Below are 12,712 nucleotides of genomic sequence, written 5' to 3' on the forward strand. Positions count from 1 at the left end.
CTGCGCCGCGCCCCCGCGGCGCAGCCCGCGGCGTGGTGCCCTGCCGCCCGGCCGGCCCGCTCGGTACGATCACCGACGGGCCGGCCGGTCCGGCGCCGGGGCGGCCCCGGCCGCCGCCGACCACCGTCGCCGTCACCGGGACGCCGACCGAGGGCCCGGGGAGGACCGTTGCGCGTCGCGCTGTTCGCCACCTGCGTCAACGACGCGCTGTACCCGTCCACCGCGATCGCCACCGTACGGCTGCTGGAGCGCCTCGGCGTCGACGTCGACTTCCCGCCCGGGCAGAGCTGTTGCGGCCAGCCGCAGTACAACACCGGCTACCGGCGGGCCTGCGAGCCGCTGGTGCGGCGCACCGCCCGGGCGTTCGCGGGCTACGACCACGTGGTGACGCCCTCCGGCTCGTGCGTGGCGACGGTCCGCGACGCCTACCCGCGGATCGCCGCCCGGGCGGGCCGCGAACTCGTCCGGGAGGTAGCGGAGTTGACACCACGGGTGTACGAGCTGACCGAGTTCCTGACCGACGTCCTCGGCGTCGAGGACGTCGGCGCGTGGTTCCCGCACACCGTGACCTACCACCCCTCCTGCCACGGACTGAGACTGCTCGGCCTCGGCGAGCGGCCGCGGCGGCTGCTCCGGGCCGTCCGGGGGCTCGAACTGGTCGAACTGCCGGGCGCCGAGGAGTGCTGCGGCTTCGGCGGGACGTTCGCGGTGAAGAACCCTGCGGTCTCGGCGGCGATGGCCGCCGACAAGGTCCGCAGCGCCCTGGCCACCGGCGCCGAGGTGCTCTGCGGCGGCGACAACTCCTGTCTCCTGCACCTCGACGGGACCCTCCGCCGCCAGGGCGCGCCGCTGCGCCCGCTCCACCTCGCCGAGATCCTCGCCAGCACCGAGGCCGAGCCCTGGCGGGCGGCGTGAACACCTTCCTGGGGATGCCCGCCGTACCGGCCGCTCCCGCCTTCCCGGAGGCCGCCGCCGCTGCCACGGCCGACGAGCGGCTGCGCGCCAACCTCCGGCACGCCACCCGCACCATCCGGGAGAAGCGGGCCCGCGCGGTCGCCGAACTCTCCGACTGGACCGAGCTGCGCGCAGCCGCCAAGGCCGTCAAGGACCACACCCTGCGCCATCTCGACCGCTACCTGGTCCAGTTGGAGCAGGCCGTGACCGCCGCCGGCGGCACCGTGCACTGGGCCGCCGACGCCGACGAGGCCAACCGGATCGTCACCGGACTGGTCCGGGCCACCGGTGAGCGCGAGGTGGTCAAGGTGAAGTCGATGGCCACCCAGGAGATCGGCCTCAACGAGGCACTCGCCGCCGCCGGGATCACCGCGTACGAGACCGATCTCGCCGAGCTCATCGTGCAGTTGGGCGAGGACCGGCCCTCGCACATCCTGGTCCCGGCGATCCACCGCAACCGCGGCGAGATCCGCGAGATCTTCGCCGCACGGATGGCCGACTGGGGCCGCCCCGCCCCCGAGGGACTCTCCGACGCACCCGCCGACCTCGCCGAGGCGGCCCGCCTCCACCTCCGGGAGAAGTTCCTGCGCGCCGAAGTCGCCGTCTCGGGCGCCAACTTCATGGTCGCCGAGACCGGCACCCTGGTGGTCGTGGAGTCCGAGGGCAACGGCCGGATGTGCCTCACCCTGCCGCGCACCCTGATCTCGGTGGTCGGCATCGAGAAGGTGGTGCCGACCTGGCGGGACCTGGAGATCTTCCTCCAACTGCTGCCCCGCTCCTCCACCGCCGAGCGGATGAACCCGTACACCTCGTTCTGGACCGGCACCGCAGGGGGCGGCGACGCGGGCGCCGGGGCCGGCGGAGCCACCGGGGCCGGCGCGGACGGCCCGTCCGTGTTCCACCTCGTCCTGCTCGACAACGGGCGGACGGCCGCCCTCGCCGACCCGACCGGCCGCCAGGCGCTGCGCTGCATCCGCTGCTCGGCCTGCCTCAACGTCTGCCCGGTGTACGAGCGGGCCGGCGGGCACGCCTACGGTTCGGTCTACCCGGGCCCGATCGGCGCCATCCTCACCCCGCAACTCCGCGGCGTCACCACCGAGCTGGACGCCTCCCTGCCGTACGCGTCGTCGCTCTGCGGGGCCTGCTACGAGGTCTGCCCGGTGGCCATCGACATCCCCGAGGTCCTGGTCCACCTGCGCGAGCGGGTCACCGACCGACCCGGGCACCGGCTGGAACGCGCCGCCGTCGCCGCCGCCACCTACGTCCTCGACCGACCGGCCCTGCTCCGGGCGGCCGAACGGGCCGCCGCCCGGACCCGCCGGTTCCACCCGCGCCGGCTCCCGGGCCCGGGCCGCGCCTGGACCGACACCCGCGAGCTGCCGGCGGTCCCGCCCGAACCGTTCCGCGACTGGTGGCGGAGGAACCGCACATGAGCGACCGACCGACGGGCGGATCGCGCGAGGCGATCCTGTCCCGGATCCGCGCCGCGGTCCGCCCCGGCAGCCCTCCCGACAGCCCGCCCGACAGCCACCCCGGCGCCCGCGCCACGACGGAGGAGCCCGTCCCCCGGGACTACCTCCGCAGCCACGTCCGCACGGACGATCCGGACGCGCTGATCGACCTGCTCCACCACAACCTGGCCGACTACCGGGCCCTGGTCCACCGCTGCACCGTCGACCGCCTGCCCGAGGTCATCGGCGCCCTCCTCGACGCCCGGGGCTCCCGCACCGTGGCCGTCCCGCCGGGCCTGCCGCCCGGCTGGACCGCCGCCGCCCCGGCCCGCCCGCTGCCGGACGGCGGCCCCGGCGGAGCCCTCACCGCCGCACGGCTGGACACCGTCGACAGCGTGGTGACCGGCTGCGCCCTGGCGATCGCCGAGACCGGCACTCTCGTCCTGGACGGCGGCCCGGGGCAGGGCCGCCGGCTGCTCAGCCTCGTCCCGGACCACCACGTCTGCGTCGTCCTGGCGCCCGGCCAGGTGGTCGCGTCCGTCCCGCTCGCCCTCCCCCGACTCGACCCGGCCCGACCTCAGACCTGGATCTCCGGCCCGTCCGCCACCAGCGACATCGAGCTGAACCGGGTGGAGGGCGTGCACGGTCCGCGCACCCTGGAGGTCGTCCTGGCCACGCCCCGGTGACGGGCCGGGCTCACCCGACGTCGCGCGCGAAGGTCCCCCGCTCCCCCAGGTTCCAGGCGACGACCCGGCGCGGGCGGACGCGGATGATGTCCCGGCTGAAGTAGCCGGGCGCCACCGGCGGCACCTCCACCGCCAGCGTCTCGGCCTCCCCCCTGATCTCGACGCCGCGCCCCCACCCGCCCGCGACCGGGTCGTCGGCCGGGGCCATGTCGTCCACCAGCACGGCGACCTCGGGGCGGGCCTGCGCGTTCAGGTACTTCCGGCTGCGGGCCATGTCGGGTCCGCCGATGTCGATGGTGCCGTCGTCGTTGAGCCGGAAGCCCACCGGACGGACCTGCGGGCGGCCGTCGGGGCCGATGGTCGCCAGGCGCGCCAGCGGTTGGGCGGCCAGGTAGGCGAGTTCCCTCGCGGTGAAGATCATGCCTGGACCCTAGAAGCTCAAGCGCGGTTGAGGTCAAGCTCTCCCGGTCTGCCCGATCTGCCGGTTCTGCCGGGCCGGAACGGGCCTCCGGGGCGGGCCTCCGGGGCGGGCGGTCAGGTCGGCCGGGCGGTCAGGTCGGCCGGGCGCCCGGCCGGGGCGGGCGGATCCGCGTTGCCCGGCCGGGCCCGCCCTACGCGGGGCGCAGCTCCAGGGTGCAGCACTTGGGGCCGCCGCCGCCCTTGAGCAGCTCGGAGACGTCGACCGGTACCGGCTCGTACCCCTGCTCGGTCAGCCGCGCGGCCAGCGCCTTGGCGGCCTCCGGCAGGAGCACCCGGCGCCCGTCGGAGACGGCGTTCAGCCCGAACACCTCGGCGTCGGCCCGGTCGGCGAGGATCGCGTCCGGGTAGAGGCTGCGCAGCAGTGCCTGGCTGTCCGGGGTGAACGCCTCCGGGTAGTACATGACCTGGTCCTCGTCGAGGACGGCCAGCGCGGTGTCCAGGTGGTAGAAGCGCGGGTCGACCAGGGTCAGGCTGAGCACCTGGACGCCGAAGAGCGCGCGGGCCTCGGCGTGCGCGGCCGGGTCGGTGCGGAAGCCCGTGCCGGCCAGCACCCGGCGACCGGCCACCAGGTGGTCGCCCTCACCCTCGTTGACGTGCCCGGCCCGCTGCACCTCGCGGTAGCCGGCGGCCCGGAACCAGGCCTGGTGGGCGTCCGACTCGCCGGCCCGCTCGGGGTGGCGGAAGGTCGCGACCAGCGCCCGGCCGCCGAGCACGGTCGCCCCGTTGGCCGTGTAGACCATGTCGGGCAGCCCGGGCACCGGATCGATCAGCTCGACGGTGTGGCCGAGCCGCCCGTACAGCGCGCGCAGCCGCTCCCACTGGAGGACGGCGAGCTCGGTGTCGGTGGGCCGGGACGGGTCCATCCAGGGGTTGATCGTGTAGTCGACCGTGAAGTACGTCGGCCGGCACATCAGGTAGCGCCGCGGTTTCGCGGCGCGCTCCGGGATTCGGTTCGGCATGCGGCGACCTCCGCCGTCCGGGGGTGAGGGGTTCGGGGTGCTCGGTGCTCGGTGACGGCTGCGGGGCGGTGGCCGCCGGGCGAGGTGTCCGGTCGGGCGCCGGGACCGTGCCGCGTAGTCCAGAGGGCCGCTGCCCGGACGGCGCCGTTCGTACACCCGCGCGGGAACGCCGGACGACGCAGTCCCCCGCGCACCCGGCGCATCCGCCGGCGCGTCCCCCGGCGCACGGGGAGCGCACCCACCCGCCCGGCTCCGACCGGTCCGAAGGGCGGGCGGCCCGCCGGTCACCGGGCCGCGGAAGCGGAAGGGCCGCGGTCCCGCGAGACCGGCAAACGGTCTCCGCCGTAGACCTCCTGACACCCCGCCCGGTCGTACGGCCCGACCCGTCGCCGACCTCCCGGACCACCCCCGCCCACCGCCGGAGGGCTCCCCGAACGGTACGTGGCCGATCTCACGTACCGCCACCGGCCACCTACGGTGGCGTAGGTTACTTGAGACAGTGAACTATCTCCTTCATGCCGAATCTCCAGGAGACCCTTGACCTCAGTTCGTACGTCGCCATCGGGGACAGCTTCACCGAGGGCCTGAACGACCCCGGCGTCGGCGGTGCCTTCGCCGGCTGGGCCGACCGGCTCGCCGGGCTGCTCGCCGACGGGCAGCCCCCGGGCGACTTCCGCTACGCCAACCTCGCGGTGCGCGGCCGGCTGCTCGACCAGGTCATGGCCGAGCAGGTGCCGCAGGCCCGGCGCATCCGGCCCGACCTGGTCACCTTCTGCGCCGGCGGCAACGACATCCTGCGACCCGGCAGCGACCCGGACGAGGTGGCCGAGCGGTTCGAGGCCGCCGTCGTCCAACTCGTCGAGGCGGCAGGGACGGTACTCATCTGCACCGGCTTCGACACCCGCGGCGTGCCGCTGCTGAAACACCTCCGCGGCAAGATCGCCACCTACAACAGCCACATGCGGGCCGTCGCCGACCGGCACGGCTGCAAGGTGGCCGACCTCTGGTCGCTCCGCGCCGTCCAGGACCGCCGGGCCTGGAGCGAGGACCGCCTGCACCTCTCCCCGGAGGGCCACCAGCGGGTCGCCCTGCTGGCCGCCCGCTCGCTGGGCCTGCGCACCGCGCAGGACCCGGAGGCGCCCTGGCCGGTCCTGCCGGTGGCGTCCCCCGCCGAGCAGCGCCGCGAGAACCTGCAGTGGGCCCGCGAGTACCTGATCCCCTGGGTCGGCCGCCGCCTGCGCGGCGAGTCCTCGGGCGACCACGTCGAGGCCAAGCGGCCGGAGCTCATGCCCCTCTGACGCCCCGTCGGAGACTCGGCCGGACCACCGGACCACCGGACCACCGGCCCCCGGATCCGTCCGGAGTGCCACCGCCGCGCCACCGCCGCGCCCCGACCGGCGGTGGCACCCGGCCACAGGGGTGCCACCGGGCCCGACCCGGCCCGCGTCTGCCTCAGACCCGGCGGCCGGCCGGGCCGGCCCGCCCCGCACCCGCGTGCACGAGCGCGGCCAGGACCGCACCGACCAGGTACCAGAGCAGGTCGGGCGGGTTGAAGGTGGAGCCGAGCACCAGCCGGGCGAGCGCACTGCGGTGGGCCAGCTCCTCCGGGACCTCGGTGAGCTGGAACAGCTCGACGGCCCAGCTCAGCCCGGCCGCCCACGCCCCGGCCGCGACCGGCCGCAGGCCCGGCGCCGCGGTCACGGCCAGCGCGTACACCAGCACCGTGTACAGCGCGTCCCCCGCGTACTTGGCGACCTCCCCGCCGACCGCGGCGCGCACCCCGAGCCCGGCCGCCACCGTCAGCACCGCCGCCACCACGGCCACCGCACGCACGGCGCCGCGCCCTCGAAGATCATCCATTCCGGTACCCTAACCAGCCGCCGGACCCGGCAGCGACGGCCGGCGCAGCTCCGCCGACGTCGGGGACTCGACCGCGGCGGCGACCGCGAGCCGGGGGTGTCGCCACGCCCTCCCCGCAGCCCCTTCCGCGCCCCCCGCCCCCGCCTCCCGCGGACCGTACGGAACCGCCGCCGCCCCGCCCGACGTCCCTCCCTCCCGGCGGGCCGCGCCTGCGGCCCGGTAACCTGCTGGCCGGTCCGTGTGGGACCGGGTCCGTGCGGGTCGCGGGCGGGAACGACAGAACAGGGCGGGGCACAGTGACGCAGCTGACCGATGCGGTGAACGGGTCCGGGGTGGCGGCGGACACGACGGAGGCCGGGCAGGGCCGGGGGCGGCGGTTCGCCGTCGAGGGCTTCGCGCCGCGCCAGGACGGCCGGTCCCGCGACCGCGGCAAGGACCTGCGCACCCGCACCCCGCGCGAGCGGCACGCCGAGTTCGCCCCGTCCGACGACCGCCCGTCCGCCGTGGCGGCGATCGAGGCGTCCAACGCCGGCCGCCTCACCGACCTGGTGCCGATCAGGCTGGGCCGGATGGCCGCCACCCCGTTCGCCTTCCTCCGCGGCTCGGCCGGTCTGATGGCCGCCGACCTCGCGGTCACCCCCACCAGCGGGATAACCGCCCAGCTGTGCGGCGACGCGCACGCCGCCAACTTCGGCCTGTACGGCGACGCCCGCGGCCACCTGGTGATGGACATCAACGACTTCGACGAGACCGTCCCGGGCCCGTGGGAGTGGGACCTCAAGCGGCTCGCGACCAGCCTGGTGCTGGCCGGCCGGGCGGTCGGCGCGGACGAGACCACCGCCCGCCGGGCCGCGTTCGACGCGGCGGGCGCGTACCGCCGGACCATGCGCACGCTCGCCAAGCTGCCTGCGCTGGACGCCTGGAACGCCGTCGCCGACGAGCAGTTGGTCTCCTTCGCCCAGGCGCACGACCTGACCGAGGTCCTGGAGAGGGTCGGCGCCAAGGCGCTCGGCAACACCAGCGCACGCTTCGCCGCCAGGTCGACCGTGCGGGCGGAGGACGGCGGCCACCGCTTCACGGCGGCGCCCCCGGTGCTCAGCGAGGTGCCGGACGACACGGCCTCCGCCGTCGCCACCGCGCTCGGCGCGTACGTGCGGACGGTCCCGGCCGAACTGCACCCGCTGCTCTCCCGCTACCGGGTGCAGGACGTGGCGTTCCGGGTGGTGGGCACCGGCAGCGTCGGCACCCGTTCGTACGTGGTGCTGCTCACCGACCACCGCGAGCAGCCGCTCGTGCTCCAGGTGAAGGAGGCGCGGCCGTCCGTGCTGTTGCCCCACCTGGCCCGCGCGGGCTACCCCGTGACGACGCCGGAGGTCCACGAGGGCCGCCGGGTGGTGCTCGGCCAGAAGCGCATGCAGGTGGTCAGCGACACCCTGCTCGGCTGGACCACGGTGGACGAACTCCCCTACCAGGTGCGGCAGTTCCGCAACCGCAAGGGCAGCGTCGACCCGGCCGCGCTGCTGCCCGCGCAGCTGGACGACTACGCCCGGATCACCGGCGCCCTGCTGGCCCGGGCCCATGCACACACCGCGGACCCCGGCCTGATCAGCGGCTACTGCGGCAAGAACGAGGCGCTGGACGAAGCGGTCGCCGGGTTCGCGGTGGCGTACGCGGACCGCACCGAGGCGGACCACGCCGAGCTGGTCGCGGCGATCCGTGCGGGCCGGCTCCCGGCCGAGCACGGGGTCTGACTCCCCCCGGGGCCCGGCCCAGGTCCGGCCGTTCCCGCCGGTCCGGGCCGGACCCGCGGGAGCGGCCGGCCGGGGCCTCAGGACCTCGCCGGCTCCAGGAACGGCGCGACCGCCGCCACGAACTCCGCGGGCCGGGTCCGGTGCACCAGGTGCCCGGCCTCGACGGTGACCACCCTCCCGTCCGGGAGCAGCCCGGTCAGCTCGGCGATCCGGTCCTGCGGCACGTGGCTCGCCGGGCCGCCGGCCACCACCAGGGTGGGCGCGGTGATCGCCGTCATCCGCTCCAGCCAGCGCGGGTCCGGCCGGTCCATCCGTCCCTTGACCGCCTTCACCACGGCCCAGTCGAAGTCGATCGGGCCGGCGGGCCGGTCGGGCACGGGGCTCGCCGGGCGCGGGTGGGGGGCGGGGACGTCCTCCAGCACCAGCCGGGCGACCCGCTCGGGCCGCTCCTGGGCGACCAGGTAGGCGACCACACCGCCCATCGAGTGCCCGAGCAGGTCGACCCGCTCCAGCCCGAGGGCGTCCAGGAAGCCGAGCACGTCGTCGCGCATCAGCTCGACGGCGTACCGGCCGGGCCGGCCGCTGTCGCCGTGGCCGCGCAGGTCGAGCGCGTAGACGCGGTGGTGCGGGGCCAGGGCGGGCAGGACGTCGTCCCAGTCGGTGGCCCGCTCGCCGAGCGCGTGCAGCAGCACCAGCGGCGGGCCGTCGGCCGGTCCGCTCTCCCGGTAGGCGAGGGACAGCTCGGGAAGGTCGACCGTGCGATGAGCAGTCATACCGCTCACCGTACGGCGCCCCGGCCGGCCCGGGGACGGAGCGGCCGTTCGCCCGCCGCTCAATTCCCCGGTCCCGCACCGGAAACGGATCCGGACGGTGCGCCGGAGGCCGGCGCCTGCGTCGCTCCGGGCGCCGAGGCCGACGCCCCCGCCCCCGCCCCCGATCCGGGTCCCCCCTCCCGCGTCTCCTCCGCCGGCTGCTCCGGAGCCTCACCGGTCCGCGTCCCGCCGTCCCGTCCCGCGGCCCGGCCGGCGAGCATCGACGCCACCACCGCCAGGCCGGCCACCGCCGCACAGACCGCGGTCGCCCACGCGTACGCGGCCCGGTGTCCGCCACCGTCGCCCGTCGCCCGCAGGTAGACGCCGGAGAGTGCGGAGATGCTGACCGCCGCCGCGATCCGCTGCGCCATCTGCAGGATCGCCCCGCTCACTCCGGCCGCCTCGGACGGCGCGTGGCGCAGTACGTACGCCTGGTTGGTCGCCGTCATGAGTCCGACCGCCGCGCCGCCCAGCAGCTGCAGCAGCGCGAGGAGCCACGGCAGCGGCCCGGCCGGAGCCCAGTGCGCGACCAGGCCGCCGGCCAGCATCACCAGCGCCGAACCGGTCATGCCGGCGGTGACGGTCCGCCGGCCGAACCGCCGGACCACCCGCCAGGCGACCGCCGAGGCGAATCCCATGGCCACCGCCGAGGGCAGCGAGACCAGGGCCGCCCCCATCGGCGAGAGGCCGAGGCCGTCCTGCAGGAACATCGTCAGCACCAGCCCGGCCGCCAGCGAGGAGCCGAACTGGGCCATCGCCACCGCCGTGCCCAGCGCGTACGGCGCCGAGCGGATCAGCGCCGGGTGGATCAGTGGGTGGCCGCCGGCCCGGGCGTAGCGCCGCTGCCACCAGGCCAGCGCGCCGAGCAGCAGCACCGCCCCGGCGGCGAAGCCGAGCCAGCCGGTCCAGCCGGGCGGCTGGACGAACGGCAGCATCAGCGCGAGAGTCAGCGCGGCGACCAGCAGCAGGCCGACCAGGTCGAGGTCGGCGTGCCGCGCGCTGGGGCGCGGGCGCGGCAGGTAGCGGGCGGCCAGCAGCACGGTGGCCAGCCCGAACGGGACGTTGAGCAGGAAGGTGATCCGCCAGCCGTACTCCGGTCCGACGACCGCCAGCACCGCGCCGCCGACGGGCGGGCCGAGCGCGAAGGCCAGCCCGCCGGTGACGGCGTAGAGGCCGAGTGCACGGGCCCGCAGCTGGCCGCCGAAGACGTCCTGGAGGGTGCCGATCATCTGCGAGTTCACGAGTCCGGCGCCGGCACCCTGGAGCAGCCGGGCGGTCACCAGCACCCACGGTTCGGTGGCGGACGCCGAGAGCAGGCTGACGACGGTGAACAGGGCGAGCCCGGAGACGAAGAACCACTTGCGGCCCTTGACATCGCCGAGCCGCCCCCCGGGTATCAGGGCCAGTCCGAAGGCCAGCGAGTAGCCCGCGACGATCCATTGGAGGTGGGCGGGCTGGGCGTGCAGCGACTCGCGCAGCGCGGGGATCGAGGTGTTGAGCACCGACTGGTCGAGCAGGGTGGTGAAGCCGCCCGCGACGCAGACCAGCAGCACGCGCCGCCCGGCGGCGTCGAAGCGCTCCTTGACCGGCGGGGTGGACGCCGCGCGGTCGGTGGTGGCCGTCACGGCACGACCACCACCAGCGCGTACCGGGCGTCCTCCGGGCCGGGGCAACGGAAGCGGGTGGTCTCGGCGACGAACCGCAGGCAGTCGCCGGCCGCCAGCGGCTGTGCCTCCCCGTCGACGGTCAGGTCCAACCGGCCCTCCAGCAGCCAGAGGTGGTGCTCCACGCCGAGCGCGCAGGGCCGGTCGTAGGCGATGTCGGCGCCGGCCGGCAGCCGCCCCTCCACGATCTCGGCGCGCAGCGACCCGTGCGGCGGTGAGACCGACCGCCGGACGAACCCGGTCGCCTCGTCCCGCCAGACCCACTGCTCGTCGGCCCGCACCAGCCGCGCGGGCGCCGACTCCACCTCGGCGAGCAGCCGCGACATGGTCCGCCCGTAGACGGCGCAGAGCCGTCCGAGCAGCGCCGCCGTCGGGCTCACCTCCGCCCGCTCGACCCGGGACAGTGTCGACCGGCTGACGTCCGCCTGCCGTGCCAACTCCTCCAGCGTCCAACCGCGTTCGACCCGCAACTCGGCCAACCGCCCTGCCAGCCGCTCGTCGGCGGCCGTCTCGATTCCCATATCCGCGATGCTATCCCGGATATGGGATCCCCTTCGGGGCTTCCCGCCGGCCGTCCCACGGCGGGGTGGCGGAGCCGTGCACTCCCGCCGGTCGGCGCCGGCGCCGGGGGACGGCACGGTGGCCGACCCGGGCTCCACGGTGGCCGACCTGGGCTTCTGCGACACCGGCCGCCGATCATATGATGTCCGCGACCATGGGCCGGACGGCCCACGCGCATCACGGGGGATCACATGTTCGGCATCATCAGACCGTGTCGGCACCGGCTCTCCGAACGGTTGCAGGCCACGTGGATGGCCCACCTCTGCGGGCTCTGCCTCGCCCTGCGGGACGACCACGGGCAGCTGGCCCGAACCGCCACCAACTACGACGGTCTGATCATCTCGGTCCTGGTCGAGGCCCAGGCCGCCGCCGACGCCCCCGGCGGGCGGCGGACCGCCGGGCCCTGCCCGCTGCGCGGCATGCGGACCGCCTCCGTCGCGCGGGGCGAGGGCGCCCGGCTCGCCGCCGCCGTCTCGCTGACCCTCGCCTCGGTGAAGATCCGCGACCACGTGGAGGACCGGGACGGCGTCTTCGCCCGCCGCCCGGTCGCCGCCGGGGCGCGCGCGGTGACCCGGCGGTGGGACCGGCGGAGCGCGGGCAGCGCGTCGGTGGTCGGCTTCGACACCGCCGTCCTGCTCGACGCGGCGGCCCGCCAGGGCGAACTGGAGCGCGGACTGCAGGTCGGCGGGTCCGTCCTGCTGGTCACCGAGCCCACCGAGAGCGCCACCGCCGCGGCCTTCGCGCACACCGCCGTCCTGGCCGGCCGGCCGGGCAACGCCGCACCGCTGACCGAGGCCGGGCGGCTGTTCGGCCGCCTCGCGCACCTGCTGGACGCCGCCGAGGACGAGGCCGCCGACGCCGCGAGCGGCGCGTGGAACCCGCTCACCGCGACCGGGACCGACCGCGCCGAGGCCGAACGCCTCTGCCGCGACGCCGTGCACGGCATCCGCCTCGCACTGGCCGAGGTCGAGCTGACCGACCGCACCCTGGTGCACGTCCTGCTCGCCCACGAGACCGAACGCGCCGTCGAGCGGGTCTTCGGTCCCGCCGCGCACACCGCCGCCTGCCGCACCAGGACCGGCTCCGGGGCGGCCGGCGCACCCGACACCGCGCCCGCCGGCTCCAACCCGTACCAAGCACCGCCCCGGCACGACCCGGACCAGGCCCCGCCGCAGGGCCCGGGCGCGCCCGTCCCGCCCTGGATCCCGCAGGGCCCCGGCTTCACCCCGCCCGGTGCCCCGCCGCCGGACCGCCGCAACCTGCTGGCCGGCTGCGCCATGTGGGCCCTGATGGCCTGCACGTGCCGGCTGTGCTGCTGCGAGCACGAGGACCCGTTCTCCCGCGAACGCCGCGAGGGCTGGTGCCACCAGTGCGACTGCTCCAACTGCTCGGACTGCTGCGACTGCTGCCAGTGCTGCGGGGAGAACAGCAGCTGCTGCTCGGACTGCGGGTGCGGCTGTGACGGGTGCGGCTGCGACTGCTGAGCCCCGGCAGGCCGCCACCGGCCCGCCACCCCCCACCACGGGCGGACCCG

General features: G+C 76.2%; 12 protein-coding genes. 6 read left to right on the top strand and 6 right to left on the bottom strand.

The window, feature by feature from the left end:
- The first annotated feature begins 168 nt into the window (after nt 1-168).
- The 3 genes from ABZY91_RS24495 to ABZY91_RS24505 are packed head-to-tail and all read left to right on the top strand — an operon-like array spanning nt 169 to nt 3,091.
- On the top strand, nt 169-915 hold the full coding sequence (locus ABZY91_RS24495; protein WP_355405237.1) for a (Fe-S)-binding protein: 747 nt from the start codon (nt 169-171) through the stop codon (nt 913-915).
- A 14-nt stretch (nt 916-929) separates the two neighbouring features.
- Nucleotides 930-2,387 carry a lactate utilization protein B gene (locus tag ABZY91_RS24500; RefSeq protein ID WP_355405238.1) on the top strand — a complete coding sequence of 486 codons (1,458 nt, stop codon included), beginning with the start codon at nt 930-932 and terminating at the stop codon, nt 2,385-2,387.
- A complete protein-coding gene (locus tag ABZY91_RS24505) occupies nt 2,384-3,091 on the top strand; it encodes an LUD domain-containing protein (protein WP_355405239.1) in 708 nt (235 codons plus the stop codon). The genes ABZY91_RS24500 and ABZY91_RS24505 overlap by 4 nt, the downstream gene beginning before the upstream one ends.
- 10 nt (nt 3,092-3,101) lie before the next feature.
- Here the strand turns inward: ABZY91_RS24505 and ABZY91_RS24510 are convergent, their stop codons facing one another.
- Nucleotides 3,102-3,512 (bottom strand): PPOX class F420-dependent oxidoreductase, encoded by a 411-nt coding sequence (locus tag ABZY91_RS24510; protein WP_329951104.1) that lies wholly within the window; start codon nt 3,510-3,512, stop codon nt 3,102-3,104.
- A 190-nt stretch (nt 3,513-3,702) separates the two neighbouring features.
- Nucleotides 3,703-4,530, bottom strand: a complete 828-nt coding sequence (gene ddaH, locus ABZY91_RS24515) for a dimethylargininase (RefSeq protein WP_329881819.1) — start codon at nt 4,528-4,530, stop codon at nt 3,703-3,705.
- A 515-nt stretch (nt 4,531-5,045) separates the two neighbouring features.
- Here ddaH and ABZY91_RS24520 point away from each other — a divergent pair.
- Nucleotides 5,046-5,828: an SGNH/GDSL hydrolase family protein gene (locus tag ABZY91_RS24520; protein WP_329951105.1), complete on the top strand. Its 783-nt coding sequence runs from the start codon at nt 5,046-5,048 to the stop codon at nt 5,826-5,828.
- Nucleotides 5,829-5,982: 154 nt separating this feature from the next.
- On the opposite strand, the gene ABZY91_RS24525 is transcribed toward ABZY91_RS24520, so the two are convergent.
- Complete coding sequence (locus tag ABZY91_RS24525) at nt 5,983-6,390, bottom strand: DUF2809 domain-containing protein (protein ID WP_355405240.1); 408 nt, start codon at nt 6,388-6,390, stop codon at nt 5,983-5,985.
- Between the two features lie 296 nt (nt 6,391-6,686).
- Between ABZY91_RS24525 and ABZY91_RS24530 the strand changes: the two genes are divergently transcribed.
- Nucleotides 6,687-8,141 carry a DUF2252 domain-containing protein gene (locus tag ABZY91_RS24530; protein WP_355405241.1) on the top strand — a complete coding sequence of 485 codons (1,455 nt, stop codon included), beginning with the start codon at nt 6,687-6,689 and terminating at the stop codon, nt 8,139-8,141.
- Nucleotides 8,142-8,218: 77 nt separating this feature from the next.
- Here the strand turns inward: ABZY91_RS24530 and ABZY91_RS24535 are convergent, their stop codons facing one another.
- From ABZY91_RS24535 to ABZY91_RS24545, 3 genes are read right to left on the bottom strand one after another with little or no spacing between them, the layout of a single operon-like run.
- Nucleotides 8,219-8,914, bottom strand: coding sequence for an alpha/beta fold hydrolase (locus ABZY91_RS24535; protein WP_355405242.1), 696 nt, complete (start codon nt 8,912-8,914; stop codon nt 8,219-8,221).
- A gap of 59 nt (nt 8,915-8,973) precedes the next feature.
- The gene (locus ABZY91_RS24540; protein ID WP_355405243.1) at nt 8,974-10,578 is read right to left on the bottom strand and encodes an MFS transporter; all 1,605 of its coding nucleotides are present in this window, start codon (nt 10,576-10,578) and stop codon (nt 8,974-8,976) included.
- Nucleotides 10,575-11,138, bottom strand: coding sequence for an XRE family transcriptional regulator (locus ABZY91_RS24545; protein WP_329881813.1), 564 nt, complete (start codon nt 11,136-11,138; stop codon nt 10,575-10,577). The genes ABZY91_RS24540 and ABZY91_RS24545 overlap by 4 nt, the downstream gene beginning before the upstream one ends.
- A 231-nt stretch (nt 11,139-11,369) precedes the next feature.
- Between ABZY91_RS24545 and ABZY91_RS24550 the strand changes: the two genes are divergently transcribed.
- Nucleotides 11,370-12,662, top strand: a complete 1,293-nt coding sequence (locus ABZY91_RS24550) for a DUF5685 family protein (RefSeq protein ID WP_355405244.1) — start codon at nt 11,370-11,372, stop codon at nt 12,660-12,662.
- Nucleotides 12,663-12,712: the final 50 nt, after the last annotated feature.

The organism is Kitasatospora sp. NPDC002965, assembly GCF_040611255.1.
In the GTDB taxonomy this organism is placed as follows: domain Bacteria; phylum Actinomycetota; class Actinomycetes; order Streptomycetales; family Streptomycetaceae; genus Kitasatospora.

What these genes read in the sequence shown, in the direction of transcription:
- ABZY91_RS24535 (WP_355405242.1), bottom strand. Translation starts at nt 8,914, where the DNA reads ATGACTGCTCATCGCACGGTCGACCTTCCCGAGCTGTCCCTCGCCTAC.
- ABZY91_RS24525 (WP_355405240.1), bottom strand. Translation starts at nt 6,390, where the DNA reads ATGGATGATCTTCGAGGGCGCGGCGCCGTGCGTGCGGTGGCCGTGGTG.
- ABZY91_RS24550 (WP_355405244.1), top strand. Translation starts at nt 11,370, where the DNA reads ATGTTCGGCATCATCAGACCGTGTCGGCACCGGCTCTCCGAACGGTTG.
- ABZY91_RS24505 (WP_355405239.1), top strand. Translation starts at nt 2,384, where the DNA reads ATGAGCGACCGACCGACGGGCGGATCGCGCGAGGCGATCCTGTCCCGG.
- ABZY91_RS24510 (WP_329951104.1), bottom strand. Translation starts at nt 3,512, where the DNA reads ATGATCTTCACCGCGAGGGAACTCGCCTACCTGGCCGCCCAACCGCTG.
- ABZY91_RS24545 (WP_329881813.1), bottom strand. Translation starts at nt 11,138, where the DNA reads ATGGGAATCGAGACGGCCGCCGACGAGCGGCTGGCAGGGCGGTTGGCC.
- ABZY91_RS24520 (WP_329951105.1), top strand. Translation starts at nt 5,046, where the DNA reads ATGCCGAATCTCCAGGAGACCCTTGACCTCAGTTCGTACGTCGCCATC.
- ddaH (WP_329881819.1), bottom strand. Translation starts at nt 4,530, where the DNA reads ATGCCGAACCGAATCCCGGAGCGCGCCGCGAAACCGCGGCGCTACCTG.
- ABZY91_RS24500 (WP_355405238.1), top strand. Translation starts at nt 930, where the DNA reads ATGCCCGCCGTACCGGCCGCTCCCGCCTTCCCGGAGGCCGCCGCCGCT.